The sequence below is a fragment of the Corynebacterium occultum genome, from assembly GCF_009734425.1.
Classification (GTDB): Bacteria; Actinomycetota; Actinomycetes; order Mycobacteriales; family Mycobacteriaceae; genus Corynebacterium; species Corynebacterium occultum.
Map to the genome: position 1 here is coordinate 1,203,586 of NZ_CP046455.1, position 26,710 is coordinate 1,230,295.

26 protein-coding genes are annotated in these 26,710 nt (G+C 63.6%); 20 read left to right on the top strand and 6 right to left on the bottom strand.

The annotated features are described in order from the left end of the window. Positions 1 to 3: 3 nt before the first annotated feature. From mobA to COCCU_RS05660, 5 genes are all read right to left on the bottom strand, one after another. A complete protein-coding gene (mobA, locus tag COCCU_RS05640; RefSeq protein WP_156230614.1) occupies positions 4 to 612 on the bottom strand; it encodes a molybdenum cofactor guanylyltransferase in 609 nt (202 codons plus the stop codon). After that, positions 609 to 1,097 (bottom strand): cyclic pyranopterin monophosphate synthase MoaC, encoded by a 489-nt coding sequence (gene moaC / locus COCCU_RS05645; protein ID WP_156230615.1) that lies wholly within the window; start codon positions 1,095 to 1,097, stop codon positions 609 to 611. The genes mobA and moaC overlap by 4 nt, the downstream gene beginning before the upstream one ends. Before the next feature lie 11 nt (positions 1,098 to 1,108). Beyond that, a complete protein-coding gene (locus tag COCCU_RS05650; protein WP_156230616.1) occupies positions 1,109 to 2,398 on the bottom strand; it encodes a molybdopterin molybdotransferase MoeA in 1,290 nt (429 codons plus the stop codon). An 8-nt stretch (positions 2,399 to 2,406) separates the two neighbouring features. Then, positions 2,407 to 3,501, bottom strand: coding sequence for a GTP 3',8-cyclase MoaA (gene moaA / locus COCCU_RS05655; protein ID WP_156230617.1), 1,095 nt, complete (start codon positions 3,499 to 3,501; stop codon positions 2,407 to 2,409). A 70-nt stretch (positions 3,502 to 3,571) separates the two neighbouring features. Next, positions 3,572 to 5,287: a long-chain fatty-acid--CoA ligase gene (locus tag COCCU_RS05660; protein ID WP_156230618.1), complete on the bottom strand. Its 1,716-nt coding sequence runs from the start codon at positions 5,285 to 5,287 to the stop codon at positions 3,572 to 3,574. A 501-nt stretch (positions 5,288 to 5,788) separates the two neighbouring features. Here COCCU_RS05660 and rho point away from each other — a divergent pair. From rho to COCCU_RS05760, 20 genes are all read left to right on the top strand, one after another. Next, positions 5,789 to 8,038 (top strand): transcription termination factor Rho, encoded by a 2,250-nt coding sequence (gene rho / locus COCCU_RS05665; protein WP_156230619.1) that lies wholly within the window; start codon positions 5,789 to 5,791, stop codon positions 8,036 to 8,038. A gap of 2 nt (positions 8,039 to 8,040) precedes the next feature. After that, entirely contained in the window at positions 8,041 to 9,114 is a 1,074-nt protein-coding gene (gene prfA, locus COCCU_RS05670) for a peptide chain release factor 1 (protein ID WP_156230620.1), read from the top strand. Positions 9,115 to 9,128: 14 nt separating this feature from the next. After that, positions 9,129 to 9,950, top strand: coding sequence for a peptide chain release factor N(5)-glutamine methyltransferase (gene prmC, locus COCCU_RS05675; RefSeq protein WP_197088487.1), 822 nt, complete (start codon positions 9,129 to 9,131; stop codon positions 9,948 to 9,950). A 37-nt stretch (positions 9,951 to 9,987) separates the two neighbouring features. Then, on the top strand, positions 9,988 to 10,647 hold the full coding sequence (locus COCCU_RS05680; protein WP_156230622.1) for an L-threonylcarbamoyladenylate synthase: 660 nt from the start codon (positions 9,988 to 9,990) through the stop codon (positions 10,645 to 10,647). Continuing rightward, positions 10,648 to 11,892: a glycosyltransferase family 4 protein gene (locus tag COCCU_RS05685; RefSeq protein ID WP_156230623.1), complete on the top strand. Its 1,245-nt coding sequence runs from the start codon at positions 10,648 to 10,650 to the stop codon at positions 11,890 to 11,892. It begins immediately after the preceding gene. Between the two features lie 83 nt (positions 11,893 to 11,975). Then, positions 11,976 to 12,410 (top strand): hypothetical protein, encoded by a 435-nt coding sequence (locus COCCU_RS05690; protein ID WP_407924165.1) that lies wholly within the window; start codon positions 11,976 to 11,978, stop codon positions 12,408 to 12,410. Between the two features lie 687 nt (positions 12,411 to 13,097). Continuing rightward, positions 13,098 to 13,895: a F0F1 ATP synthase subunit A gene (atpB, locus tag COCCU_RS05695; RefSeq protein ID WP_156230624.1), complete on the top strand. Its 798-nt coding sequence runs from the start codon at positions 13,098 to 13,100 to the stop codon at positions 13,893 to 13,895. Positions 13,896 to 13,987: 92 nt separating this feature from the next. Beyond that, a complete protein-coding gene (locus tag COCCU_RS05700; RefSeq protein WP_156230625.1) occupies positions 13,988 to 14,239 on the top strand; it encodes an ATP synthase F0 subunit C in 252 nt (83 codons plus the stop codon). A 31-nt stretch (positions 14,240 to 14,270) separates the two neighbouring features. Continuing rightward, a complete protein-coding gene (locus COCCU_RS05705) occupies positions 14,271 to 14,840 on the top strand; it encodes a F0F1 ATP synthase subunit B (RefSeq protein WP_156230626.1) in 570 nt (189 codons plus the stop codon). Between the two features lie 5 nt (positions 14,841 to 14,845). Beyond that, entirely contained in the window at positions 14,846 to 15,664 is an 819-nt protein-coding gene (locus COCCU_RS05710; RefSeq protein ID WP_156230627.1) for a F0F1 ATP synthase subunit delta, read from the top strand. Positions 15,665 to 15,720: 56 nt separating this feature from the next. Then, positions 15,721 to 17,364, top strand: a complete 1,644-nt coding sequence (gene atpA, locus COCCU_RS05715) for a F0F1 ATP synthase subunit alpha (RefSeq protein ID WP_156232630.1) — start codon at positions 15,721 to 15,723, stop codon at positions 17,362 to 17,364. Positions 17,365 to 17,420: 56 nt separating this feature from the next. After that, complete coding sequence (locus COCCU_RS05720; protein WP_156230628.1) at positions 17,421 to 18,398, top strand: F0F1 ATP synthase subunit gamma; 978 nt, start codon at positions 17,421 to 17,423, stop codon at positions 18,396 to 18,398. Between the two features lie 3 nt (positions 18,399 to 18,401). Then, a complete protein-coding gene (gene atpD / locus COCCU_RS05725) occupies positions 18,402 to 19,847 on the top strand; it encodes a F0F1 ATP synthase subunit beta (protein ID WP_156230629.1) in 1,446 nt (481 codons plus the stop codon). A gap of 13 nt (positions 19,848 to 19,860) precedes the next feature. Further along, complete coding sequence (locus COCCU_RS05730) at positions 19,861 to 20,232, top strand: F0F1 ATP synthase subunit epsilon (RefSeq protein WP_156230630.1); 372 nt, start codon at positions 19,861 to 19,863, stop codon at positions 20,230 to 20,232. A 363-nt stretch (positions 20,233 to 20,595) separates the two neighbouring features. Then, the gene (locus COCCU_RS05735) at positions 20,596 to 21,063 is read left to right on the top strand and encodes a DUF2550 domain-containing protein (RefSeq protein WP_156230631.1); all 468 of its coding nucleotides are present in this window, start codon (positions 20,596 to 20,598) and stop codon (positions 21,061 to 21,063) included. A gap of 17 nt (positions 21,064 to 21,080) precedes the next feature. Continuing rightward, complete coding sequence (gene nucS / locus COCCU_RS05740) at positions 21,081 to 21,773, top strand: endonuclease NucS (RefSeq protein WP_156230632.1); 693 nt, start codon at positions 21,081 to 21,083, stop codon at positions 21,771 to 21,773. Between the two features lie 2 nt (positions 21,774 to 21,775). Next, complete coding sequence (locus tag COCCU_RS05745) at positions 21,776 to 22,063, top strand: hypothetical protein (RefSeq protein WP_156230633.1); 288 nt, start codon at positions 21,776 to 21,778, stop codon at positions 22,061 to 22,063. A 103-nt stretch (positions 22,064 to 22,166) separates the two neighbouring features. Then, positions 22,167 to 22,481, top strand: coding sequence for a thiamine-binding protein (locus COCCU_RS05750; protein WP_156230634.1), 315 nt, complete (start codon positions 22,167 to 22,169; stop codon positions 22,479 to 22,481). After that, positions 22,482 to 23,459, top strand: a complete 978-nt coding sequence (locus COCCU_RS05755; RefSeq protein ID WP_156230635.1) for a tetratricopeptide repeat protein — start codon at positions 22,482 to 22,484, stop codon at positions 23,457 to 23,459. A 56-nt stretch (positions 23,460 to 23,515) separates the two neighbouring features. Then, on the top strand, positions 23,516 to 24,325 hold the full coding sequence (locus COCCU_RS05760) for a DUF1684 domain-containing protein (RefSeq protein ID WP_156230636.1): 810 nt from the start codon (positions 23,516 to 23,518) through the stop codon (positions 24,323 to 24,325). A 107-nt stretch (positions 24,326 to 24,432) separates the two neighbouring features. Here COCCU_RS05760 and glgB read toward each other — a convergent pair whose 3' ends face one another. Next, positions 24,433 to 26,640: a 1,4-alpha-glucan branching protein GlgB gene (glgB, locus tag COCCU_RS05765; protein ID WP_156230637.1), complete on the bottom strand. Its 2,208-nt coding sequence runs from the start codon at positions 26,638 to 26,640 to the stop codon at positions 24,433 to 24,435. Positions 26,641 to 26,710 lie beyond the last annotated feature (70 nt).

Below are 26,710 nucleotides of genomic sequence, written 5' to 3' on the forward strand. Positions count from 1 at the left end.
GGCTCAGGCCTCCGGCAGCTCAAAGTCCTCGAGAGCGGCCAGATCCTCGAGAGTGTCGAAGTCACGCTCCTCACCGGTGCCCGCGACCTCGACGACCGTGTTCGTGGCGTCGATAAGCGCCCGGGCCGCCCGGTCGGCGGGGTCACCGAGTTCCTCAAGTGCCGCCCAGAGTGATTCGGTGTTCCACACCGCACAGAGCGGCTGCAGGTGACCCCCGGCCTCGCGGATCACCGCGACATCAGCATCAGCGGTATCATCCAGCCCCTCGAGGAGGTCGGGGATCAGGGTGGCGGACTCCGGGGCATCAACCGCGAGGATGGCGGTGCGTTCCGCCGCCTCGGAACGGAGTTCATCCACCCCGGCCGCGATGGCGGAGACCGGCCCGGAGAAGGCCGGTTCCTCCGCGGTCTTCTTCACACCGGGGCGGACGGTGAGATCACGGGAGGAGACCACGACCACCTGCTGCAGGGCATCGAGGAGAGAAACCTCGTCCAACAGCAGGTCAATGAGACGTTCGCCGCTGATACGGACCGTCGCCTTGTCAATGCCGCCCAAACGGCTGCCCCGGCCACCGGCCAGGATGAGGACATCTAGTCCAGGGATGGTGTTCATGACTGGGGTAGCTCCCGATTCCAATCGCCGGAACGACCGCCGGACTTGGCGGTGATTCCACAGGTACGGATATAGGCCGAACGATCAACACCCTTGACCATGTCAATGATGTTGAGGGCGGCGACGGTGACGGCGGTCAGCGCCTCCATCTCCACCCCGGTGCGATCCGCGGTGCGGACCGTGGCTTCAATGGCCACATGATCCTCCCGGATCTCCAGGTCCACCGAACAACCGTGGACCCCGATGGTGTGTGCCAGGGGGAGTAGCTGGGGAACCTGTTTCGCCGCCGAAATGCCGGCGATCCGGGCCACCGCCAGGACATCGCCCTTGGGGACGGTGCCCTCCGCAAGGGCGCGGAGGATATCGGGTGAGCAGGCGACCTCGCCACGGGCGGTGGCGTTGCGCACGGTCGGCTGCTTTTCGGTGACATCAACCATGTAGGCCGTGCCTGCCGCATTGAGATGGGTCAGTTTGGGTGCTGTCATACCCGCCCAGATTAGCGGAGAAGCAGGACCCGGATTTTCTGTTCAGCCTGCGGATACGCAATTTCAGGGGTGAGGGACACCGCCGGGGCGCCCGGCGCCAACACCACCAGACCATTGACCCCGGAGAGTGAGGCGACGCGGTGGCTGCCCTTCCCGCTGAGGGTGAAAGGCGTGGCCACCGCACCATCCTGGTCCCAGGACACATGCACCGGAACCACCAGTGGACGATTACCGGGCAGTGGGAAGGCGGCCCCCGGGCGGGCCGGGATCGCAGGTCGTTCCAGCAGCCCCCAGGGCACCTGATCACCCGCCAGGTGGCGCAGCAGTGGTCGGATGAAGATGTGGAAGGAGACGAAAGCGGCCACCGGATTACCCGGCAGACAGATCAGGGGGGTGCCCTTCCAGGTACCCAGACCCTGGGGTTTACCGGGTTGTATCGCCACCGGCCCGAACCACATCGAGGAGTCCTCATTGGTGGGGTCCTCGGCCACCTCGCGCACCACATCAAAGGCCCCGGCGGAAACCCCGCCGGAGGTGATCACCAGGTCGGAGTCCTCGCTGGCCAGATCCAGCTGGAAACGGAACTGGGCGAGGGAATCTGCCACATGTCGGGTGGAGATGTCGGTGATACCGGCCTCCCCGAGCAACGCGGCGATCATCGGCAGGTTGGAGTCCGGCAGCTGACCCGGCCCCGGGATCTCCCCGGCCGGAACCAGCTCATCACCACTGCTGATCACCGTGACCCGGGGGCGGGGATGGGCCAACACCTTAGTGACCCCGGTGGCGACCAGGGCGGCCACGGTGCCAGGGTCGATCACCGAGCCCGCGGTTGCGACGATCTCCCCGGGGGCGGTGTCCTCCCCACGGCGACGGATATGGGAACGGCTGTGCTTGCCCTCGGCGATGACCACCGTGGACGGCAGCGGGCCCGGACCGCGGGGGATGTTGGTCTCCTCCACCGGGATGACCCGCATATCCACCGCCGGGGGATCACCCACCGGGGCACCCGTCATGATGCGCAGCGCCTGCCCCTCCGGCAGTGTCAGCGCCTCCCGACCCGCCGGCACATCACCGGCCACCGGCAGCTCCCAGGGCCCGGTTCCGGCCAGATCCCCGGCGCGCACCAGGAAGCCGTCCACAGCGGAGTTACCGAAGGGCGGGACCGGTAAAACAGCGCGGGTGTCCGCGGCAAGCACCAGGCCGGCTGCCCGGGTGGTTTCGACCTGCTGGGTTTCGGGTGGGGGGATCAGGGCAAGGGCGGCCGTGAGGTGTTCTTCGATGCTACGGGTGGGTTGGTTCATCAGTTCTGCTATCCCCCGATCGCGGACATGGTTCGGCGGGGCTGCAGGAACCCGGGGTCGTCGATGCCGTGGCCGGGTAGTTTGCCCCACATGGCCTGCGCCCAGGCGGTGGCCAGCTCTGTGTCGGTGGCACCGCTGCGCAGCAGCTCACGCAGGGGGGTTTCAGTGTTGGCGAAGAGGCAGTTGCGGATGGCGCCATCGGCGGTGAGCCGGGACCGGTCGCAGTCCCCGCAGAAGGAGTGGGTGACAGAGGCGATCACGCCGATATGTTCGCCGGGGTATTCGGCGACCTCCCAGAGGGCGGCGGGGGCGGAACCGCGGGGTTCGACGGCCGGGGTGAGGCTGAATTCCTGCTGCAGGTGGGCGAGGATATCGGCGGCGGTGACCATCTCACTGCGTTTCCACTGGTCCCGGGGGCCGAGCGGCATTTGTTCGATGAAACGTAGCTGGGCACCCTGTTCCAGGCAGTAGCGGGCCAGGGGGACGATGTCTTCTTCATTGACTCCGGGCATGACGACGGCGTTGATCTTGACGGGCTCAAGTCCGGCGTCGATGGCGGCCTCGATGCCGGCGAGCACATCCTTGAGCCGGTCGCGACGGGTCAGCGTCTTATAGCGTTCGGCGTCGATGGTGTCCAGGGAGATGTTGATGCGGTTCAGGCCGGCGGCGTGGAGTTTCCCCGCCTTTTTGTCCAGTCCCAGCCCATTGGTGGTCAGGGCGGTCTGGACAGGTTTGTCCTCATCGGTGCGGAGTGCGGAGGTGAAGGCGATGATCTCCGCCAGTTCCCGACGCAGCAGAGGCTCACCGCCGGTGAAACGGATCTGGCGGATGCCCAACAGTTCTACGGCGATGCGGATCAGTCGGGTGACCTCCGTGTAGCTGAGGGATTGCTCGGTGGGCAGCCATTCCAGGCCTTCGGCGGGCATGCAGTAGGTGCAGCGCAGATTGCAGCGATCGGTCAGGCTGACCCGAAGGTCCCGGGCCACCCGGCCATGGCGGTCGAGCAGGGTGCGCTGGCCCTGTGGTCCGGCGGCGGGGAGATCCACGGCAGGTGTCCCACCCTGGTGGGGTGGGCTGGTCCGGAGTGTCAGGTGGGTGGTCATTATTCCCCAATCCTAGGAGCTGGAGGTTTTAAAGCAAGGGTATACGTGGATATTCCGCTGCCGCCCCGGCCTAACCTTCACCCGGGCCCTTGAGCTTGATGATCTCAAGTTCTCCCGCGGCCAGATGCTTACGCAGGTCCTTCTTGTCGAACTTGTCCACCGAGGTCTTGTCGATGTGGTCCACGAAGGACCAGTACTCCGGCAGCATCCAGCTGGGCAGCTCACTGCGGAGTTTATTGCGCAGCAGTTCCGCGGTCTCCCCGCTGGGTTCAACGGTGTCGTAGAGCACGGCGACCGCCAGGGGGCGTTCCCCCCATTTTTCATCGGGGTAGCCGATCACGGCGCACTCCACCACCTGGGGGGCATCCATGATGAGGTTCTCCAGCATGACCGAGTAGATCCACTCACCACCGGAGCGGATGACATCACGGGCACGGTCCTGGACGGTGAGGAAACCGTCGGAGGTCACCGAGCCGACATCGCCGGTGCGCAGCCACCCATCCGCGGTGAACTGGGTTTCGGCGGTGTCAACCTCCCGGCCGCGGAAGAGGTGGGCGGAACCCTCCTCATTCTCGGTGGGGGAATGGTAGTAGGCGTCGGTGACCCAGTTGCCGCGCACCTGGATCTCACCCTGGTTGCGGTCGGTGCGGGCCAGGACCTGACCGTCACTGACCACCCGATACTCCACCGAGACCGGGAAACGACCCTGGCTGACCCGGTAGGCCCAGCGGTCCTCGCCGGAGACCCCGGTGGGAGGCCGGGAGACGGTACCCACCGTGGAGGTTTCGGTCATGCCCCAGACGTGGATGACATCCACGCCGTAGCGTTCCTCCCACAGTCGGATCAGGGTGGGCGGGGCGGGGGAGCCGCCGACGAAGATCTCGGTCAAGGACATCCGCTCCGGGGGGTTATGCAGATAGTGGACCATCAGCTGGGTCCACACGGTGGGCACGCCGTGGGCGACCCTGGGGTGGGCGATGGCGATCAGATTGGCCAGTGCCGGTGGGGAGGTGTTGGTGCCGGGGAAGACCAGTGGGGAGCCTGCCATGAAGGCGGCGAAAGGCACTCCCCAGCTGAGCACGTGGTAGATCGGCACGCAGCAGAGGAAGGACTCGCCGTGGGTGACCGCCAGGGAATCATTGGAGCGCAGCGACATGGACTGCAGGTAGATCGAGCGGTGGGAGTAGACCACGCCCTTCGGGGCGCCGGTGGTGCCGGTGGAGTAGCAGATCGCGGCGGGGGAGCTCTCCTCGATCACCGGCCATTCATAATGAGTGGAACGGCCATCCAGCAAAGCCTCATATGAGTGGACGGAAATGTGTTCCGGCAGGTGCTCGGCGAAGGCCCGGAAATCCTCCGTGCCGATGAAGACCACGGCACGGACGCTGGGACACTCCTGCAGCACCCTTCCCAGCTGCTCAGCGAGGCTGGGATCGGCGATGATCACCTCATCCTCGGCATGGTTGATGATGTGCCGGATCTGATCATTCATCAGCTGCTTGTTCAAGGGGTTGAAGACCGCGCCCATGCTGGTGATGGCGAACATCGCCTCCAGATGTTCCGCACAGTTGAACATCAGGGTGGCCACCCGCTGATCCCCGGTGATGCCCAGGTCATCGTGGAGGGCATGAGCCAGGGCGGCAGCCCGGGCACCGATGGCGGCGAAAGTGGTCTCCTGGGTGTCACCCTCGAAGAAGGTGGTGACCTTCGTGGTCCCGTGGACCGTGGATCCGTACTCCAGGACCCGGGAGATCAACAGTGGGAGGTTCTGCATCGTGGAACGCATGGAAACCACTCTAGCCGCAGCACAGGTGGGGAAGGCATACCTGCCCGGGGGCACCTTAGATCCCCGCCCCGCTTCATTCTCATCCCTGCCCTGCGGTGTTGCGGGTACCGTACCGGGCACCCAAATTCCGCGGCGGGGTGCAACATACGCTAAAGTATCTGCCAGATCGACTAGGCACCTGTTTTCGCCTCGGACGAACATCAGCACACGTGGCCGATCCCCCTGCATTCAGCGGGGTGTGATCCCCCAGGGTGCCATCACTTCATCGGTCTGCTGAAACCGGAAGTCACCAACATTCCGGCGTCATATTCTTTTCTAGAGGGCTCCGCGTCCAGGTGGTCGCGGGTTGATGCCTCCTGTATTCCAGGATGGTCAGGTCCGTAGCCAACTTGCCGCGTGCCCCGGCAATTACACAGAAGAAAAGCTCCAGCCGTTTTTCGGCCGCTCCCACATCTGGGTGAGCATCGCCCTTACGGCTGCTGAAGCGATGAAAGGACATCTGTGACCCAAACGGATAGCGCCGCGGCAAACGCCGGCGGCGAGCAGCAGAACCTGACCTCCCTCCGACTGCCCGAGTTGCGCAAGATCGCTGCAGACAAGGGACTCAAGGGTGTGTCGGGACTGCGCAAGGGGGATCTGATCACCGCGATCCAAACCGGAAGCGTACCCACCGCCAAGAAGGAGGCTGCGCCGACCGCCATTGCGGAAGCACCACAGGCGGCAGCACCCCAGCCGGAGGCTTCCCAGGCAGAAACCACCAGGGCTGAGCCTGCCAAGGCCAGCCGCCGTCGGGTGGTCAAGCGCACCGCCCCCGCCCAGCAGGAGACCCCGGTACCGGAAGAAGCCCCCACCAGGGCTGAAACCGCCGAGGCGGCGGCACCACAGGCGGAAACTCCCCGCCACGAAACCAACCGCCACAGCGAACCCGCTCGTGAGCAGCACCGCCACGACGACACCGAGGACAGTTCCGACCAGGACGGCTCCGAGGGTTCCGCCGATGATGATGGCCGCTACGAGTCCCGCTCTGCAGCGCGCCGGGCGCGCCGCAACCGGGCCCGCCAGAGTCAGCGTGAGCGCAGCCATCATGAGCCCCGTGACTCCCGCGACGACCGTGATGAGCAGCGTGGCCAGCAGTCTGAGGCGCAGGAGGACCACGAGTCCCCGGCGCGGCAGGATCAGCAGCAGGAGGCCGAGCACTCCCCGGAGCAGCAGGGCAACCAGCGTCCGCAGCGCGGCACCCGGGACTTCCACCGGGACAGCAATCGCGAGCAGGGGGAACGTCGTGAAGAACGTTCCCGCGACTCCCGCGACTCCCGTAACGACCGCGATGAGCAGCGTGGCCAGCAGCAGCGCAATGACCGTAACGACCGCGATGAGCACGATGAGCAGCGTGGCCAGCAACAGCGCAATGACCGTCATGATCGCAATGACCGCGATGAGCACGATGGTGACCGTCGGGGACGTCGCAACCGTCGGGGACGTCGCACCCGTAATGACCGTAATGACCGGGACCACCGTGACCACCGCAATGAGCGCGATACCCAGCAGCACGATGATTCGCAGCAGCACGCGGATAACCTGCAGGATGTCGCCGGTATCCTGGACATCCTGGATCAGAACACCGCTTTTGTCCGCACCACCGGTTATCACGCCTCTGCGGCTGATGTCTTTGTGCCGAACCAGCTGATCCGGAAGTTCGGGCTGCGTCGCGGTGACGCCGTCACCGGGCAGGTCAAGATGTCCGGTGCCGGCAACAGCCACCAGGGTGGCCGTGGCAACCGCCAGAAGTGGAACAGCCTGGTCCGGGTGGACAGCGCCAATGGTCTCAGCCTCGAGGAGGCCCGGAAACGACCGGACTTCGCCAAGCTGACCCCGCTGTACCCGAACCAGCGTCTGCGCCTGGAGACCGACTCGAAGATCCTGACCACCCGCGTGATCGACCTGATCATGCCGATCGGTAAGGGTCAGCGTGCGCTGATCGTCTCGCCGCCCAAGGCCGGTAAGACCACGATCATGCAGAACATCGCCAACGCGATCTCCACCAACAACCCGGAGTGCTACCTCATGGTGGTCCTGGTTGATGAGCGTCCGGAGGAGGTCACCGACATGCAGCGCAGTGTCAACGGTGAGGTCATCGCCTCCACCTTCGACCGTCCCCCGGGAGAGCACACCGCCGTGGCTGAGCTGGCCATCGAGCGCGCCAAGCGCCTGGTGGAGCAGGGCAAGGACGTGGTGGTTCTGCTGGACTCCATCACCCGTCTGGGCCGTGCCTACAACAACTCTTCCCCGGCTTCGGGACGCATCCTCTCCGGTGGTGTGGACTCCAACGCCCTCTACCCGCCGAAGCGTTTCCTGGGTGCCGCCCGCAACATCGAGAACGGTGGCTCCCTGACGATCATCGCCACCGCCATGGTGGAGACCGGTTCCGCCGGTGACACCGTGATCTTCGAGGAGTTCAAGGGCACCGGCAACGCCGAGCTGAAGCTGGACCGCAAGATCTCCGAGCGTCGGGTATTCCCGGCCGTGGATGTCAACCCCTCCGGCACCCGCAAGGATGAGCTGCTGCTCCAGCCCGATGAGGCTCGCATCATGCATAAGCTGCGGCGTATCCTGTCGGCACTGGATAATCAGCAGGCCATCGATCTGTTGATCAAGCAGCTGAAGAAGACCAAGTCCAACGGTGAATTCCTGCTGCAGGTCGCCTCGAGCGCACCGATGGCCGCGGACATGGAAGATGAGGACTACTCCTAGTTATGAGTTCACAGGTATCAGCGGTCGATGACATTCTGGCCGAGTACCAGGGCCTGGAGGCCCAGCTGGCGGATCCGGAGCTGCACAATGATGCCGCTGCCGCCCGTCGGGTGGGTAAGCGTTACTCCGAGCTCCAGCCGATCATCAACGTCCACACCGAGTTGACCCAGGTCACCGAGGATCTGGCCGATGCCCGGGAAATGGCCCACGAGGACCATGAGTTCCAGCCCGAGGTGGAACGCCTGAGCGCGCTGCACCTGGAGCTGGAGGAGAAGCTGGCTGACCTGCTGGCCCCGCGTGACCCCCAGGATGGGGATGACATCATCATGGAGGTCAAGGCGGGTGCCGGTGGCGAGGAGGCAGCACTCTTCGCCGCTGAACTGGTGCGCATGTACCAGCGTTATGCCGACAAGCACGGTTTCGCCACTGAGGTGCTGGGCCTTTCCGAGTCGGATCTCGGGGGAGTCAAGGACATGACCCTGTCGATCCGGGCGAAAAAGCCCGGCCGTGACGGTGCCTGGGCGGCCTTCAAGTTCGAGGGTGGTGTCCACCGCGTGCAGCGCGTGCCCGTCACCGAGTCCCAGGGCCGCATCCAGACCTCTGCCGCAGGTGTGCTGGTCTACCCCGAACCGGATGAGGTGGAGGCGGTGGAGATCGATGAGAAGGATCTCCGCGTCGATGTCTACCGTTCCTCCGGTAAGGGTGGTCAGGGTGTCAACACCACCGACTCCGCGGTCCGTCTGACCCACCTGCCCACAGGCATTGTGGTCACCTGTCAGAAGGAACGCTCCCAGATCCAGAACAAGGCCCGTGCCATGCAGGTGCTGGCTGCCCGGTTGGAGCAGTTGAACAAGGAGAAGGCGGATGCGGAGGCTGCCGAGCAGCGTGGCTCCCAGGTCCGCACCATGGACCGTTCCGAGCGCATCCGCACCTACAACTGGCCGGAGAACCGCATCAGCGATCACCGCATCGGCTTCAAGGCCAATAACCTTGATGCCGTGCTCAACGGTGAACTCGACGATCTCTTCACGGCCCTGAAGGCCGCGGAGCGCGCCGAGCGTCTCGAGGCGGAGTAAGGCCTGAGGTGAGAATCCTGTCCCAGGCATTGGTCGAGGCCACTGCGGTGCTTAAAGACGCCGCGGTGGCCTCGCCCGCCAATGACGCCCGGCTGATTGCCGGCCACCTCCTCGGCGTGGATAAGCTCATGCTCTTCCTGCGTGGCGATGATCCTGTCCCCGCCGGTTTCGATGAGATGATTGCCCGTCGTGCCGGGAGGGAGCCCCTGCAGCACATCCTGGGGGTGGCACCCTTCGGTCCCCTGGAACTTGAGGTCGGCCCCGGGGTGTTCATCCCACGACCCGAGACTGAGGTGCTCGCGGACTGGGGAGTCAAGTCCCTGGATGGGATTTCTGCGCCTCGAGTGGTGGATTTATGTACCGGATCCGGTGCCTTGGCCGCCTACATCGCCCATGAGCGAAGCGACGCTGAGATCGCGGCCGTCGAGAAGCAGGCTGCGGCCGCGGCGTACGCCCGTCGCAACCTTCCGGCTTCGGTGCGGCTGATCCTCGGTGACGCCACCTCCCCGGAGGTGCTTTCCGAATGGAATGGCAGCTGCGACCTGGTGATCTCCAACCCGCCCTATGTCCCGGAGACCCCGGACCTGGATCCGGAGGTCTACCAGGATCCCCATGAGGCGGTGTTCGCCGGTGATGACGGGATGGGTGTGATCAATGAGATGGTCGCCCAGATCCACCGTCTGCTCCGCAGCGGGGGAGTGACCGGAATCGAACATGATGACGCCACCTCGGAGCAGGTGCAGCGCGTGCTGCGGGAGCACGGTGGATTCCAGAATGTGGCACCGCTTCTGGATATGACCGGGCGGGCACGCTTCGTGTGTGCGAGTAAGGTGTGACAATGATTCAACAACGCGAGGGAATGGAAGCAGGCCAGTGAGCAAGATCTACCGATGCGAAGAGAGCGAGACCCGGGCCAGCGGAGTTGCGGCCGCGGTGGAGGCCGTCCAGTCCGGCCGCCTGGTCGTGCTGCCCACCGACACCCTCTACGGGCTGGGCTGCGATGCCTTCGACAATGCCGCCGTGGCCAACCTGCTGGCCACCAAGCACCGTGGGCCGGACATGCCGGTGCCGGTGCTGGTGGGTAGCTGGGACACCATCCAGGGCCTGGTCCGGGAATACAGTCCACAGGCCAAGGCACTGGTCGAGGCTTTCTGGCCGGGTGGATTGTCCATCGTCGTCCCCCAGGCGCCCAGCCTGCCCTGGAACCTCGGTGACACCCGCGGCACCGTGATGCTGCGCATGCCGCTGCATCCCGTCGCCATCGAATTACTGCGCCAGACCGGACCAATGGCTGTCTCCAGCGCCAATATCTCCGGCCAGCAGCCCCCCACCACCGCCGTCCAGGCCAAACAACAGCTCGGCTCCGCCGTCTCGGTCTACCTTGACGGTGGCACCACCCCGGTGGGTCAGCCCTCCTCCATCGTCGACCTGGCGGGCCCCCTCCCGCGCCTCCTTCGGGAAGGGGCGATCTCCGCCGAAAGGATCGCCGAGGTGCTCGGCATGGATGCCGACACCCTGCGGGGCGCCCGTTAGATGGGTCTCGGGGTAGCCGGGGTACCGCTGCGGGAACTGGGGCTGGTGCTCCTGGTTGCGGCGGTCATCACCTATCTGCTCACCGGGGTCGTGCGCTCGGCGATGGTGCGGACCGGACGCATCGCCGAGATCCGGCAGCGTGACGTCCATACCCAGCCCACCCCACGCATGGGTGGGCTGGCCATGTACTCCGGCTTCCTCGCCGCGGTCTTTTTGGCCAGCCAGCTGCCGGCTCTGACCCGTGGTTTCATGCCCGTCACCCCGGAGATGCTGGCGGTGATCTGGTCCGGCTTCGTCATCGTCGTCGTCGGGGTGATCGATGACCTCTATGAACTGGATGCCATCACCAAGCTGATCGGCCAGGTCCTGGGCTCGGTGGTGATGAGTCTGCTGGGCCTGTCCTGGACCGTGCTCTACCTGCCGGTGGGGGATGGCACCACCGTGGTTCTCGACCAGGTCCAGGCCACCATCTTGACCTGTCTCTTTACGGTGACCCTGATCAATGCCGTGAACTTCGTCGACGGGCTTGATGGCCTAGCCGCCGGGCTCGGTATGATCGCCGGCCTCGCCATCCTGGTGTTCTCCCTGACCGTGCTTTATGACCAGGGTGGGGCGGTCTCCGCCTACCCGCCGGCCATCATCTCCGCTGGCCTGGTCGGTATGTGTCTGGGTTTTTTGCCCCACAACTTTGAGCCCTCCCGCATCTTCATGGGGGACTCCGGTTCCATGCTGATCGGTCTGCTGCTCGCCGCGGCCTCCACCTCGGCCTCGGGGAAGATCACCATGAGCCTCTACGGGGCCGCCGACCTGGTGGCCCTGATGTCCCCGATCATCGTCGTGGCCGCCGCCATCTTCGTGCCCATGCTCGACCTGGTCATGGCGATCATCCGGCGGTTATCCAAGGGGCAGTCGCCCTTCGCCGCCGACAAGATGCACCTGCACCACCGTCTGCTCCAGATGGGGCACACCCACCGCAAGGTGGTGCTGGTGCTCTATCTCTGGGTCTCGGTCGTGGCGCTCGGAGCGGTCTCCTTCTCCATCTTCCCGGCCAGCTGGGCACTCATCGGCTGTGCGGTGGCCCTCCTGCTCGCCACCGTCTTCACCTTCGTTCCGGTCATCCGCAGAAGATGGGCGGGGCCTTCCGTGGTGAGAATCAGGGTTTCTACAGCACCTTCCGGGAGAGCCACTGATGAGGCTGGGGCTGAAGCTGACGATGACATCGCCGAGGAGAGGGACGGGTCATGAAGCGGCGCTGATTGGATGACCGTGGTGGGCAAAGGGTAGGATTCCACCCCGTGAGCACCCCCAATGAAAGCAATCCCGCAGACCTGAATGAAGAAGGTCTGGATGACACCGTCTCCGAATTCGATGATCCCCGCCGCCCCCTGCTGCGGGCCCTGAAGCTGGGTGGTGTCGCCCTCATCGTGGTCACCCTCCTCTCTCTGATGGTCTGGGGTGCCGTCGCCGAGCTGCCCGGCATCTGGGGCGTGCTGATCGGTGCGGCCATCGGTGGTGGCTTCGTGCTGCTGACCGCGATCAGTGTGCTGGCCACCTCTAAGACCGATATCGTCACCACCGCGGTGGTGATCCTGGTCGGCTGGCTGATGAAGATCATCATCATGCTGCTCATCTTCTGGATCCTGAGTGGAATGACCTTCTACGACACCTGGGCCTTCGCGATCACGATCATCATCTCCCTGGTGATCGTCCTGGTCGCCGAGACCTGGGGAGTGATCACCGCACGGGTGACCTACGTCAGCTGAGTCTGAATCTCCTCCACTGCTCCCCGGCCACTGCCCGCCGGTGAAGGGCAAAAGGGGCGGAAAACGGTGAAAAGCCGTTTTCCGCCCCCTTTTGGTCTCTTTTCGGGTTTGGAGTCGGGGGTGGACGGCCCACCTTGGCGGTGGGAGGTCCCCCGACCCAGGAACAGGAGAGGCCGGGACGCGAGCTTGGGGAGGCCGGAGGGAGTGGCGTGGCTCGCACATGGGGTGGGAAGTGTGTTCTGGAGCTCCGAAATTTATTTCCTGAAGGTGAAACCCCGGGATGGGGGAGGTATTTTCAGGCTGAGCATTTCATTAGGTCGCAGGGGGTGAATCACCCCCAACCGGGGCGGGAGGGTTGTGGTGTGACCGACCTTACAGCTTCCGGAAAGGGCTTAATAGCGGCAGTTTCCGCCCTTCGGGGGGAGCGGAAAGTCCGACATTGTGGGCCCACATGCAAAAAACCTGAGGTTGGCTGATAGTCTTTATCGCGGGTTACCTCGGCAACTCTCTGCGCGTTTTTGGCACGTGGAGTCGCTTACTGGGGGACATCCCCTGTGGCCACCGCGCTGATGTGCGACGGAGTCGGTGGTGGACACAGAAAGTTCTACAGACGTCCATCGCACCGTTTAAGTACCCACTTCAACGGCCCGAACACGGGAGAGAACGCTGAGCGTTACAACACTGTCCATGAAGGGTGAGTTTCATCCACCCAACCTGGATCAAGAATTTTTCCCGGGGGAATACTATGGCGACATCATTTTCAATGAGTTCGCCAATGGATGGTTCGCATTAGACCGCTTCATGCTGATCCGCCTTCTCATGGCGGCTCTGCTGGTGGTCATTTTTGCTGTCGCTATGCGGAACCCCAAGCTGGTTCCGTCTGGACTGCAGAACGTCGTTGAGTACGCGCTTGATTTCGTCCGGGTGCACATTGCAGAGGACATTCTCGGCAAGAAGGAAGGCCGTCGGTTCCTGCCGGTCATCGCCACCATCTTCTTTGCCGTCCTCTTCATGAACATCCCCGCAATCATTCCGGGTATGAATGTTTCGCCCAACTCGCGCATCGGCATGCCGATCGCGTTGGCTGCCCTGGGCTATGTCACGATGATCTACGCCGGTGCCAAGCGTTATGGCTTCGGTAAGTTCATCAAGTCCTCGGTGGTTATCCCGAACATTCCGCCCGCGCTTCACATTCTCGTGGTGCCGATCGAGTTCTTCTCGACCTTCATCATGCGTCCGGTCACTCTCGCACTTCGTCTTATGGCGAACTTCCTGGCCGGTCACCTCATTCTGGTTCTGCTCTTCTCTGCCACGAACTTCTTCGTCTGGCAGATGAACGGTTGGACCCTGATGGGTGGTGTGACCCAGCTTGTCGCTGTTTTGTTCACGGTTTACGAATGCATCATCATCTTCCTGCAGGCATATATCTTCGCCCTGCTGGTTGCGGTGTACATCGAACTGTCGCTGAACGCCGACGCACACTGACCGACTCGCGAATCACGCGGTCAAACTGAATTACCCCGAAAACCTCATCGCCCGGCAATAGACCGGGCACCAAGAAAGGGAACGACTTTCACATGAACGAGATCATCCTGGCACAGGCAGCAGAGCCGGCAGCAGTCGCACACCTCGGCGCCATCGGTTACGGCATCGGCACCATCGGCCCGGGCATCGGCATCGGCATCCTGGTCGGCAAGACCGTCGAGGGTATGGCTCGCCAGCCCGAGATGGCCGGTCAGCTTCGTACCACCATGTTCCTGGGTATCGCCTTCGTTGAGGCCCTGGCCCTGATCGGCCTGGTCGCCGGCTTCCTGTTCAGCAGCATTTAATTTCAGAACAGATAACGAAGACTGGAGACTCATGACGAACGTCATTCACGTGCTTGCGGAGAGCGTTGAGACTCTGCCCCTCGAGGGCGGTAACTCGATTCTGCTCCCCAAGGCCTACGACATCGTCTGGTCCCTCATCCCGCTCATCGTAATCCTGTTCGTCTTCTGGAAGTTCATTCTTCCGAAGTTCCAGGAGGTCCTGACTGAGCGTGAGGACCGGATTAAGGGTGGCATTCAGCGTGCCGAGGCCGCACAGGCCGAAGCCAAGTCTGCCCTTGAAAAGTACAACGCACAGCTCGCCGAGGCCCGTGCCGAGGCAGCCGAGATTCGTGAACAGGCCCGTGAAAAGGGCAAGCAGATCGAGGCTGAACTCAAGGCAAAGGCCACTGAGGAGAGCAACCGCATCATCGAGTCCGGTGAGAAGCAGCTGCTGGCCCAGCGTGAGCAGGTCGTGGCAGAGCTTCGTCAGGAGATGGGGCAGAACTCGATCAACCTTGCTGAGCGACTGCTCGGAGGCGAGCTCTCCGACGCTACCAAGCGCTCCGGCACGATTGATTCCTTCCTGTCCGACCTCGACACCGTGGCACCGGCAGGAAAGTGAGCAACATGCACGCAGCTAGCCGCGCCGCACTAGCGCAGGTTGAATCCCATCTGGACGCTGCACTGTCCGGGGCAGACAACGCCATCGCAGTCGCCGCACAGCTCGGTACCGAACTGTTCGACGTCGTCGAGATTCTCGACGGGGACCGCGGCCTGCGTGTCGCCGTCGCTGATGCCTCGGCACCCGCCGAGAGCCGCACCGGCATTGTGTCGGACGTTTTCGGCGGCAAGGTTTCGGACGCCACCCTCGAGGTCCTGAAGGACGCCGTCACCAAGGCCTGGTCGACTCCCCGTGAGCTTCGCACCGGTCTGGTTGAGCTCGGCCGTCGTTCGCTCCTGCACTCTGCAGAGCAGCAGGGACAGCTGGGACAGGTCGAGGACGAGCTGTTCCGGTTGGGTCGCATCCTGGACAAGGAAACGCGCTTGACCCAGCTGCTGTCTGATCACGCTGCCTCCGCAGCTGACAGGCGGGGACTGCTGGCCAACGTGCTCTACGGCAAGGTCACCATGATCACTGAGGCGCTGGCGCTTCAGGTCATCGGCCGCCCGGAGCGCAATCCCATCGACGATCTCGCGAAGGTCGCAGCCGATGCAGCTAGCCTGCAGGGCCGCACCGTCGCACATGTCGTGGCGGCTGGCAACCTTAATGCGGACCAGCAAGCTGCGCTTGCTGAGAAGTTGGGACGAATTTACGGTCGTGCGATGAGCATCCACTCTGAGGTTGACCCCAGCCTCCTCGGTGGCATGACCATCCGCGTCGGTGACGAAGTGATCGATGGAAGCACCGCAGGTAAACTGCAGCGTCTCCGTCTGAACCTCGTTTAAGACACGACATCGATTGATTGATAATGCTGGAAGAAACAACCGAGAGCAGGAAGAACATGGCGGAGCTGACGATCTCCTCCGATGAGATCCGTAGCGCGATTGCGAACTACACCTCGAGCTACTCCGCGGAGGCCTCCCGTGAGGAGGTCGGCGTGGTTATTTCGGCAGCTGACGGTATTGCCCAGGTTTCGGGCCTCCCGTCGGTCATGGCGAATGAACTCCTCGAGTTCGCAGGCGGCGTCATCGGCGTCGCGCAGAACCTGGACACCAACTCCATCGGCGTTGTGGTCCTGGGTAACTACGAGACCATCGCAGAGGGCGACGAAGTTAAGCGGACCGGCGAGGTCCTTTCCATCCCGGTCGGGGATAATTTCCTCGGTCGAGTAATCAACCCCCTGGGTCAGCCGATTGACGGACTTGGCGCCATTGCAGCCGAGGAAAACCGTGTCCTCGAGCTGCAGGCTGCCTCCGTGCTGGAGCGTCAGCCCGTCGAGGAGCCGATGCAGACCGGCATCAAGGCCATCGACGCAATGACCCCGATTGGCCGTGGTCAGCGGCAGCTGATCATTGGTGACCGTAAGACCGGCAAGACCGCGGTCTGCATCGACACCATCCTTAACCAGAAGGCGAACTGGGAGTCCGGCGACAAGACGAAGCAGGTTCGCTGCATCTACGTCGCCATCGGCCAGAAGGGCTCGACCATCGCTTCGGTGCGTCGTACCCTCGAAGAGCAGGGCGCTCTGGAGTACACCACCATCGTCGCGGCTCCGGCCTCCGACGCTGCCGGCTTCAAGTGGCTCGCACCGTTCTCCGGTGCGGCCCTGGGCCAGCACTGGATGTACCAGGGCAACCACGTTCTGGTCATCTTCGATGACCTGACCAAGCAGGCTGAGGCCTACCGCGCCATCTCCCTGTTGCTGCGTCGTCCCCCGGGACGCGAAGCATACCCGGGTGACGTGTTCTACCTGCACTCCCGTTTGCTGGAGCGCGCCGCCAAGCTCAATGATGAGCTGGGCGCTGGTTCGATGACCGCTCTGCCGATCATCGAGACCAAGGCGAACGACGTGTCGGCCTTCATTCCGACCAACGTCATCTCCATCACCGATGGCCAGGTCTTCCTGGAGTCGGACCTGTTCAACCAGGGTGTCCGCCCCGCCATCAACGTCGGTGTCTCCGTCTCCCGTGTCGGTGGCGCCGCCCAGACCAAGGGCATGAAGAAGGTCGCAGGTTCCCTGCGTCTGGATCTGGCCGCATACCGCGACCTCGAGGCATTCGCCATGTTCGCCTCCGACCTGGACAGCGCTTCCAAGGCTCAGCTGGAGCGCGGTCAGCGTCTGGTCGAGCTGCTGAAGCAGGCTGAGAACACCCCGCAGTCCGTTGAGTTCCAGATGATCTCCATCTGGCTGGCTGGCGAGGGCGTCTTCGACGTCGTTCCCGTCGCGGACGTCCGACGCTACGAGGCCGAGCTACACGAGTACCTGCGTGCCAACGCTGCTCACGTTTATGAGCAGGTTGCCGGGGGTGCAGCACTCTCCGACGATTCCAAGGAAGCGCTGCTGAAGGGCAATGACGAATTCGTCAAGACCTTCCAGACCACCGACGGCACCCCGGTCATCAACGAGCCTGAGGTTGATGCACTTGACGGTAGCCAGGTCAAGAAGAGCCAGCTCAACGTCTCCCGTAAGACGGCAAAGAAGTAAGGCACCAGTGCCCGAAACGATGACCGTCCAAGTTAAAGAAGGGAGGAGCATGAACCATGGCAACGATTCGTGAACTGCGCGACCGAATTCGGTCAGTTAACTCTACGAAGAAGATCACCAAGGCTCAGGAGCTGATCGCCACCTCGCGCATCACCAAGGCGCAGGCCCGCGTGGAAGCCTCTCTGCCTTACGCCCACGAGATTCAGAATGTGGTCGAGCGGCTCGCTTCGGCGAGTTCCCTGGACCACCCGATGCTCCGTGAGCGTGAGGACGGCAAGGTTGCCGCCATTCTCGTGGTCTCCAGTGACCGCGGGCAGTGTGGCGGTTACAACCACAACGTCTTCAAGAAGGCCACCGAGCTCGAAAAGCTGCTCGAGGACGAGGGCTACGAGGTTGTGCGATTTGTGACCGGCAGCAAGGCCGTCGGTTACTACAACTTCCGCCAGCAGGAGTTCCTCGGTGCGTGGACCGGTTTCTCCCAGGATCCGTCCTGGGATGCCACCCACGATGTTCGCCACCACCTGATCGACGGTTTCGTCGCAGGCTCGAAGGGGCTGGCCAAGGCCCGCCCCGGTGTGGTGGACCGCAGTGCGGAAGAGGTTCGTGGATTTGATCAGGTGCACGTCGTGTACACCGAGTTCATCTCCATGCTGACCCAGCAGGCTCGTGCGCAGCAGCTGCTGCCGATTGAACCCGTGATCACCGAGGAGGAGTTCGAAACCGGCGAGGGCATCCTCTCCGACGCCGAAGCTCCTTCCGCTGACTACGATTTCGAGCCCGACGCGGATACGCTGCTCAGCGCCCTGCTGCCGCAGTTCGTCTCCCGGAGTCTGTACTCGATTTTCCTCGAGGCCTCGGCTTCCGAGTCGGCCGCACGCCGTACCGCCATGAAGGCGGCCACGGATAACGCCACCGCGCTGGTCAAGGACCTCTCGCGCGAGGCAAACGCGGCCCGTCAGGCTCAGATTACCCAGGAAATCACAGAGATCGTCGGTGGCGCTGGCGCGCTCGCCGATAGCGGAGAAAGTGACTAGATTATGACTACAGCTCTTAGTGAGCAGAACGCACAGTCGGCGGTTGCCGCCGGCCGTGTCGTGCGTGTCATCGGTCCGGTCGTCGACGTGGAGTTTCCGCGCGGCGAGATGCCGGCCCTGTACAACGCACTGACTGTCGAGGTCACCCTCGAAGCAGTCGCCAAGACCATTACCCTCGAGACCGCACAGCACCTGGGTGACAACCTGGTGCGTACCGTCTCCATGGCCCCGACCGACGGACTCGTCCGTGGTGCCGCGGTCACTGACAGTGGTAAGCCGATCTCCGTCCCCGTCGGCGACGTCGTCAAGGGTCACGTGTTCAACGCCCTGGGTGACTGCCTCGACGAGCCGGGTCTCGGCCGCGACGGCGAGCAGTGGGGCATCCACCGCGACCCGCCGCCCTTCGACCAGCTCGAGGGCAAGACCGAGATCCTCGAGACCGGCATCAAGGTCATCGACCTGCTGACCCCCTACGTCAAGGGTGGAAAGATCGGCCTCTTCGGTGGCGCCGGTGTGGGCAAGACCGTGCTCATCCAGGAGATGATCACCCGTATCGCCCGCGAGTTCGCTGGTACCTCCGTGTTCGCCGGCGTCGGCGAGCGTACCCGTGAGGGCACCGACCTCTTCCTGGAAATGGAAGAGATGGGCGTTCTGCAGGACACCGCCCTGGTGTTCGGCCAGATGGATGAGCCCCCGGGAGTCCGTATGCGCGTGGCGTTGTCCGGCCTGACCATGGCGGAGTACTTCCGCGATGTCCAGAACCAGGACGTGCTGCTGTTCATCGACAACATCTTCCGTTTCACCCAGGCCGGCTCCGAGGTCTCGACCCTGCTGGGTCGTATGCCTTCTGCCGTGGGCTACCAGCCCACCCTGGCTGATGAGATGGGCATCCTCCAGGAGCGGATCACCTCGACCAAGGGTCGTTCGATCACCTCCCTGCAGGCTGTCTACGTTCCCGCCGATGACTACACCGACCCCGCTCCGGCGACGGTGTTCGCCCACCTCGACGCAACCACCGAGCTGGACCGCTCGATTGCGTCGAAGGGTATCTACCCGGCCGTGAACCCGCTGTCCTCGACTTCTCGTATCCTCGAGCCGTCGATCGTTGGCGAGCGTCACTACAACATTGCCCAGCGCGTGATCGGTATTCTGCAGAAGAACAAGGAACTGCAGGACATCATCGCCATCCTGGGTATGGATGAGCTCGGTGAAGAGGACAAGATCACCGTTCAGCGTGCACGTCGTCTGGAGCGTTTCCTGGGCCAGAACTTCTTCGTTGCGGAGAAGTTCACCGGTCTGCCGGGCTCCTACGTCCCGCTGGAGCACACCATCGAGGCTTTCGAGCGCATCTGCGATGGCGACTTCGACCACTACCCGGAGCAGGCCTTCAACGGCCTGGGTGGCCTGGACGATGTCGAGGCAGCCTACAAGAAGATGACCGAGAAGTAGGGGAAGCGAAGACATGGCTGAAATCACCGTTGAACTGGTGGCCGTGGAGCGCATGCTGTGGTCCGGTCAGGCCAGCATCGTCACCGCACAGACCACCGAGGGTGAGATCGGCGTGTTGGCCGGCCACGAGCCGATGCTCGGCCAGCTGGCCGAGAATGGTGTCGTGACCATCCGTCCGGTCGACGGCGACAGGCTTGTCGCCGCCGTCCAGGGTGGCTTCCTCTCGGTCTCGACCGAAAAGGTCACCATCCTCGCAGATCATGCAGTCTGGGCTAATGAGGTTGATTCCTCTGCCGCTGAGGCTGATCTGCAGTCGGATGACGAAGTGGCCAAGTCCCGTGCCGAGGCCGGTCTGGCAGCCCTGCGCCGCCAGCAGCAGCCCTAGGCTCGAGACTGGAGTCGACACCATTCGGCTTCAACGCGCTTCGCATCACCTGTGCTGAACCCCATCGCCCATCCAGGGCGGTGGGGTTCAGCCGTTTTTTGCCCAGGGGGCACAGTAGTTTGCGCTGTCCGGAGCGCCGGTTTCAGGGACTGGGGGTGTTCCCCCAGGACTCAGAGGCGGTTAACGCTAAATGAACATGATCTGACCATTGGCCCAACTGGTGTCCGTTATTGCCCGGGTCTCCGGCATATTTCTCCGTTATGCGGGGGCCGTGGTGGTGGGTAGACTAATGGAAATTCAGTCGTTTCCTCGGCAATGGGAGTGCAGGTCTTCAAGATCGGCAACAGAATCTAGAGGAGTTCAGTGGACATCATCATCTGGGTACTGATCATGCTCGCGGCGCTTATCCTACTGCTCGCCGCCTGGCGCTTCTTCACGCAGCGCGCCCGCGGTACCGTGGTGATCCTGCGTGGACTGCCCCATTCGGGGACCCATGGCTGGCGGCACGGTTCCATCCGTTACAACGGCGAGGAGGTCTCCTACTATAAGTTGCGTTCCCTTTCCCCCGGGGCGGACCTTATCCTCAACCGCAAGGTGACCGAGTTGATCGGGCGTCGCAAGCCGACCCCGGAGGAGCTGGATTTCATCCCCGCCCATGTCCATATCCTGGAGATCCTCTCGGCGGAAGACCGTTTCGAGGTCGGTATCGGTGGCCCCGGTGAAATGGCGCTGACTGCCTGGATCGAGGCGGCCCCGGATCGTCGTCGAGAGCGTTCCAGCCATGAGGAACTCAAGCGCAACATCACCCGTCGACAGTCGCGCGGTCTGTAGTTGGCTATCCTGACAGAATGCGCCTTGTGATTGCCCGCTGTTCTGTTGACTATGTAGGACGCCTGGAAGCCCATCTACCCAGTGCCGATCGTCTCCTGATGGTCAAGGCTGACGGTTCGGTGTCCATCCACGCCGATGACCGCGCCTACAAGCCCCTCAACTGGATGACCCCGCCCTGCACGCTGATCGAGTCCACCATCACTGATGAGGATGGGGAGGACACCGGCGAGCAGCTCTGGGTGGTGGAGAACTCCAAGGGTGAGCAGCTGCGTATCACCATGGAGCAGATCCACCACGAGAAGAGCTTCGAGCTCGGCCAGGACCCTGGTCTGGTCAAGGATGGCGTGGAGGCACACCTGCAGGAGCTGCTGGCCGAGCACATCTCCGAGCTGGGGGAGGGCTACACCCTGGTCCGCCGGGAGTATCCCACCGCGATCGGCCCGGTGGACATTCTTTGTCGTGATGCCGACGGTGGCACGGTGGCAGTGGAGATCAAGCGACGCGGTGGCATTGACGGCGTGGAACAGCTGAGCCGTTACCTGGAGCTGCTCAACCGTGATGAGCTGCTGCGCCCCGTGCAGGGTGTCTTCGCGGCCCAGGAGATCAAGCCCCAGGCCCGCACCCTCGCGAAGGACCGGGGCATCCGTTGTGTCACCCTGGACTATCAGGCGATGCGTGGCATCGAGAGCGATGAACTGCGGTTGTTTTAGGCATGGCCCGTAAGAATCGTCGGGACCGTTCCGCGGCGCCCCACCCCCTGCCCATGGATGGCTCGGTCTACTTCGGCACCCGGGAGCAGGAGGGCCCGAGCTGGACGATGGGGGAGATCTACCTGGTGCGTCAGATGGGTTCCTCGGCGGCGAAGAAATTCTATGTCTGCCCGGGATGCAACCAGAATATTCCGCCCGGGGTGGCTCATGTGGTGGCCTGGCCCAAGGAGATCGGCCGGGGTCCTGATGACCGCCGCCACTGGCACAAGCCCTGCTGGGAGCGGCGTTAACCGCTTATCGACGCCCCCGCTTTCCGGTGCCCCCGCTTCGGTTGCCGCCCACTCGGGTGCCACACCGGGGCAGCGACCCAATTAGCTGGGTAATCTGGAAAGCATGATTGTTGCCTTTTCTGTAGCGCCGACCGTGACCGATAATCCAGAGGCGGAGATGGCGGATGCCGTCACCGCCGCAATCCGGGTGGTCCGGGAATCCGGCCTGCCCAATGAGACCAATGCCATGTTCACCCTCATCGAGGGCGAATGGGATGAGGTCTTCGATGTGATCAAACGGGCCACCGAGGCGGTGTCCGCGGTTGCCCCCCGAACCTCCCTGGTGATCAAGGCTGATATCCGCCCCGGACACGAGGGAATGCTGACCCGGAAGGTGCAGGCCGTTGAGGAGCGCCTGGCCGCGGAGGGGGAGAAGTAGATGAGCACCCCTGATCGTTTCATCTCCGGTGCAGTGGACCTGGGCCAGATCAAGGCCCGGGCTGAGGCCCGCCAGCAGGCACCGCAACCCCAGAACACCCCGCAGCCGGGTTCCGGCCCATCGCCCCACGCCCCGGAATCCCAGGAGGTGGTCACCTTCTTCGAGGTCACCCCCGAAAACCTGGAATCCGAGGTGCTGCGTCGTTCCGTGCAGATCCCGGTGGTGGTGCTGGTGGGTACTCCACGCAGCCCGGAATCCGAACAGCTTAAAACCGATCTGGCGGACCTGGCGGCCGCTGCAGACCTGAAGTTCGTGGTGGGCTATGTCGATGCGGACACTTCCCCGGAGGTGGCCCAGATGATGGGGGTCTCCGCCCTGCCGACGGTCATCGCAATTGCCGCTGGCCGCCCCCTGACTGATTTCCAGGGTGGCCAGCCCCGGGAGGCCCTGGAGCAGTGGACCAACTCCCTGGTGGAGGCCGTGGGATCCCAGCTGCAGGGACTGCCCGAAGGTGCCGTTCCCGCCGGGGACACCGCCCCGGTGGCTCCGGAACCCCCGGCCGACCCCCGTTTTGAGGCCGCCACCGAGGCTCTGAACGCCGGGGACTTCGCCGCCGCGATCCAGGCCTATGAAGACATCCTGGCCAAGGAGCCGAAGAACACGGAGGCGAAGCAGGCACGCGACAGTGCCCGCCTGCTGCAGCGCCTGGCGCAGCAGCAGGAGGTGGGGCAGGACCCGATCGCCGCCGCTGACGCTGATCCCGCGGACGTGGAGAAGGCTTTCGCGGCAGCGGATGCACTGATCGCCGCCGGCAATCCGGAGGCTGCCTTTGACCGGCTGATTGCCCAGCTCAGCAGGACCGTAGGTGATGAGAAGAAACAGGTGCGGGAGCGCCTCGTGGAGCTTTTCGCGCTTTTTGAACCCACGGATTCCAGGGTGATCGTCGCCCGCGGCCGGATGGCCAGCGCACTGTACTAGGTCCCCAGCAACCCGCTCCGGCAACCCCACTGAATTCCTTGGAGGAAGAAGCAATTATGCCCAACAATGAGAGTTTCCAACGTGATTTCGAGGCCTTCCGTTCCTTCCGGGAAGAGATTGTGGCGGCCCCCTTCGGACCGCTTTCCCCGATCGGGATGGCCTGGCTGGATGAGAACCCGGTCCGGGTCCACGGTGCCCCGGGCCAGTGGTCCTTCATCGACGGGGAGGTGCGGCTCAGCCTGAAGGAGGGGGAGAACCTGATGCTGGATGATCAGCCGCTCAACCCGGACTACACCGAGGTCACCCTGAACCTGGGTGAGGTGGATGTGGCGGGCATCTTTCTCCAGGACGGGGAGAAGCGCATTGAGGTGGCCCTGCGTGGGTCCCGCCCGATCGTGCGCCCCCGGGATCCCAGCAACCACCACCTCAACTCCCACCTCAAGGTGCCCACCTTCCCGGCGGACCCCGCCTGGGTGATCGAAGGTACCTTCCGGCCCTATGCTGAACCGGAGGAGATCATCGTCGCTTCGGTGCTGGAGGGGGCGGAGCATCGTCAGATGGTGCGGGGCACCGTGCATTTCGAGGTCGCCGGCAGACCGCAGCGTCTGTTGGCGTTGGCGACCGGGAACCCGTATTCCCTGGGGCTGCATTTCACTGATGAGACCTCAGGAAAGACCACCTGGAAGGATGTGCGCGTCACCACCGCCGCCCTACAGGAGGATGGTGAGACCGTGATCATCGACTTCAATAAGACACTGAACCAGCCCTGTGCCTTCACCGATTACGCCACCTGCCCGCTGCCGGCACCTGGTGATCATCTGGATGTGGAGATCACCGCCGGGGAGATGATCCCCGAGGGGCGTTGAGTCGCCAGGGGCCGGGCCCGCACTAAAAAGGCCCCGGGGGTCTCCGCCCGGCAAGATGCTGGACGGGGACCCCCGGAGCTTTGTAGCGCCTGCTCAAGGCGTGGCTATCAGCGCTTGAGGCGGTACCACTGGACACTCATGGCCGGGGCGTTGACCCGAAGTGAGTAGGGCTGGCCGTCCCAGCCTTCCTCAACACCGCGGAGGATGGTGGCAAGTTCATTGCCGGCACCCTCGTAGCTCTTGTCATCGGTGTTGAGCACCAGCTCCCAGTCGCCTTCGACCGGGATACCCAGGGGGTAGCTCTCCCGTGAGGCACCACCGAGGTTGCAGACCGCCAGCACGGCGGAGCCGTCATTGCCCCAGCGGATGTAGGACAGCAGGTTCGCGGCGGCATCATCGCTCTTGACCCAGCTGAAGCCCTCGGGACCGAAGTCCTGGGTGTGCAGCGCCGGGATCTCGGTGTTGAGCTTGTTCAGGTCCTTGACCAGGTTGTGAACCCCGATGTGGAATTCACCTTCCCAGCCCTCGCGGTCACCCCAGCTCAGGGACTCAGCCTCATCCCATTCCTCCCGCTGACCGAATTCCTGGCCCTGGAAGAGCAACTGCTTTCCGGGGTGGGAGTACATGTAGGCGTAGAGGGTGCGCAGTCCGGCGGCCTTGTTCCAGGCGTCACCGGGCATGCGGTCCCAGAGGGAGCCCTTCCCGTGGACAACCTCGTCATGGCTGAAGGGCAGCACATAGCGCTCAGAGAAGGCGTAGATCATCGAGAAGGTGATCTCGTTGTGGTGGTGGGAACGGTGGATGGGGTCCAGGGAGAAGTACTCCAGGGTGTCGTTCATCCAGCCCATGTTCCACTTCAGGGAGAAACCGAGACCGTTGTGGTGGGTGGGGGCGGTGACTCCCGGCCAGGAGGTGGATTCCTCGGCGATGGTCAGCACCCCGGGGTGGCGGCCGTGAACGGTGGCGTTCATCTCCTGCAGGAAGGAGACGGCCTCCAGGTATTCCCGCCCACCGTACTGGTTGGGCTCCCACTCACCCTCCTCGCGGGAGTAGTCGAGGTAGAGCATGGAGGCCACGGCGTCGACACGCAGGCCGTCGATGTGGAACTCCTCGATCCAGTAGAGGGCGTTGGCGACCAGGAAGTTACGGACCTCATTGCGGCCGAAGTCGAAGACCAGGGTGCCCCAGTCCTTCTGCTCGCCCTTGCGCCAGTCGGCGTGCTCGTAGAGGGGGACACCGTCGAAGCGGGCCAGGGCCCAGTCATCCTTGGGGAAGTGTCCGGGCACCCAGTCGATGATGACACCGACACCGGCCTGGTGGCAGGCGTCGATGAGGGTGCGCAGACCATCCGGATCACCCCAGCGGGAGCTGGGGGCGTAGTAACCGGAGACCTGGTAGCCCCAGGAACCGCCGAAGGGGTGCTCGGCCACGGGCATGAATTCCACGTGGGTGAAGCCCTGCTCGACGACATAGTCGACGAGTTCGGTGGCCAGCTGGCGGTAATCCAGGCCCTTCTTCCAGGAACCGAGGTGCACCTCGTAGATGCTCATCGGGCTGGCGGCAGCATCCTTTTCCTCACGCTGCTGCAACCAGCGGCCATCCTGCCACTCATAGTCGGAGGTGGCGACGATGGAGGCGGTTCCCGGGGGAACCTCGGCGAGCTTGGCCATCGGGTCGGCCTTGTCACGGCGGTGGCCCTCCTTGGTCTGGACGGCGAACTTGTACTTCGCACCCTCGGTGACATCCGGGATGAACAACTCCCAGACACCGGAGGAACCCAGGGATCGCATGGCGTGCTGGGAGGCGTTCCAGCCGTTGAAGTCACCGACCACGGACATGCCGACGGCGTTGGGAGCCCAGACGGCGAAGGCGGTGCCGCGGACGGTGCCCAGGGAGGTCTCATAGCTGTGGACGTTGGCGCCCAACACCTCCCAGAGGCGTTCGTGGCGGCCCTCGCTGATCAGGTGGATGTCCATGTCACCCAGGGTGGGGAGGAAACGGTAGGCATCGGCGATCAGCACCGGCTTGGCATCGGGCCAGGTGATGCGCAGCCGATAGTCACCGGCCTCGCTCTTGGTCTCCAATTCGGCGATCCAGACATCATCGCCGACCGGGACCATCTCAATGCCTCGTCCGTCGAGCAGCAGTTCCACCTGCTCAGCACCCAATTGCCGGGTCCGGACCACGGATCCGGTCGCGGTGGGGTGCCAGCCGTAGAAATCATGCGGGGCGTGGTGGCTGCAATGGCGCAGCCGAACCAGGTCCGCCTCGGGAATGAGGCTGCTGGGGTGGATATTGGCACTGGCTTCGGTCATGCTCGTTCCTTGCGGTATGGGCCCGATGCAGGAGTGACCTGCACATTCTTCATTAAATGAACGTACCTGA

What these genes read in the sequence shown, in the direction of transcription:
- mobA (WP_156230614.1), bottom strand. Translation starts at nt 612, where the DNA reads ATGAACACCATCCCTGGACTAGATGTCCTCATCCTGGCCGGTGGCCGG.
- moaC (WP_156230615.1), bottom strand. Translation starts at nt 1,097, where the DNA reads ATGACAGCACCCAAACTGACCCATCTCAATGCGGCAGGCACGGCCTAC.
- COCCU_RS05650 (WP_156230616.1), bottom strand. Translation starts at nt 2,398, where the DNA reads ATGAACCAACCCACCCGTAGCATCGAAGAACACCTCACGGCCGCCCTT.
- moaA (WP_156230617.1), bottom strand. Translation starts at nt 3,501, where the DNA reads ATGACCACCCACCTGACACTCCGGACCAGCCCACCCCACCAGGGTGGG.
- COCCU_RS05660 (WP_156230618.1), bottom strand. Translation starts at nt 5,287, where the DNA reads ATGCGTTCCACGATGCAGAACCTCCCACTGTTGATCTCCCGGGTCCTG.
- prfA (WP_156230620.1), top strand. Translation starts at nt 8,041, where the DNA reads ATGAGTTCACAGGTATCAGCGGTCGATGACATTCTGGCCGAGTACCAG.
- COCCU_RS05685 (WP_156230623.1), top strand. Translation starts at nt 10,648, where the DNA reads ATGGGTCTCGGGGTAGCCGGGGTACCGCTGCGGGAACTGGGGCTGGTG.
- atpB (WP_156230624.1), top strand. Translation starts at nt 13,098, where the DNA reads ATGAAGGGTGAGTTTCATCCACCCAACCTGGATCAAGAATTTTTCCCG.
- COCCU_RS05700 (WP_156230625.1), top strand. Translation starts at nt 13,988, where the DNA reads ATGAACGAGATCATCCTGGCACAGGCAGCAGAGCCGGCAGCAGTCGCA.
- COCCU_RS05705 (WP_156230626.1), top strand. Translation starts at nt 14,271, where the DNA reads ATGACGAACGTCATTCACGTGCTTGCGGAGAGCGTTGAGACTCTGCCC.
- COCCU_RS05710 (WP_156230627.1), top strand. Translation starts at nt 14,846, where the DNA reads ATGCACGCAGCTAGCCGCGCCGCACTAGCGCAGGTTGAATCCCATCTG.
- atpA (WP_156232630.1), top strand. Translation starts at nt 15,721, where the DNA reads ATGGCGGAGCTGACGATCTCCTCCGATGAGATCCGTAGCGCGATTGCG.
- COCCU_RS05720 (WP_156230628.1), top strand. Translation starts at nt 17,421, where the DNA reads ATGGCAACGATTCGTGAACTGCGCGACCGAATTCGGTCAGTTAACTCT.
- atpD (WP_156230629.1), top strand. Translation starts at nt 18,402, where the DNA reads ATGACTACAGCTCTTAGTGAGCAGAACGCACAGTCGGCGGTTGCCGCC.
- COCCU_RS05730 (WP_156230630.1), top strand. Translation starts at nt 19,861, where the DNA reads ATGGCTGAAATCACCGTTGAACTGGTGGCCGTGGAGCGCATGCTGTGG.
- nucS (WP_156230632.1), top strand. Translation starts at nt 21,081, where the DNA reads ATGCGCCTTGTGATTGCCCGCTGTTCTGTTGACTATGTAGGACGCCTG.
- COCCU_RS05745 (WP_156230633.1), top strand. Translation starts at nt 21,776, where the DNA reads ATGGCCCGTAAGAATCGTCGGGACCGTTCCGCGGCGCCCCACCCCCTG.
- COCCU_RS05750 (WP_156230634.1), top strand. Translation starts at nt 22,167, where the DNA reads ATGATTGTTGCCTTTTCTGTAGCGCCGACCGTGACCGATAATCCAGAG.
- COCCU_RS05755 (WP_156230635.1), top strand. Translation starts at nt 22,482, where the DNA reads ATGAGCACCCCTGATCGTTTCATCTCCGGTGCAGTGGACCTGGGCCAG.
- COCCU_RS05760 (WP_156230636.1), top strand. Translation starts at nt 23,516, where the DNA reads ATGCCCAACAATGAGAGTTTCCAACGTGATTTCGAGGCCTTCCGTTCC.
- glgB (WP_156230637.1), bottom strand. Translation starts at nt 26,640, where the DNA reads ATGACCGAAGCCAGTGCCAATATCCACCCCAGCAGCCTCATTCCCGAG.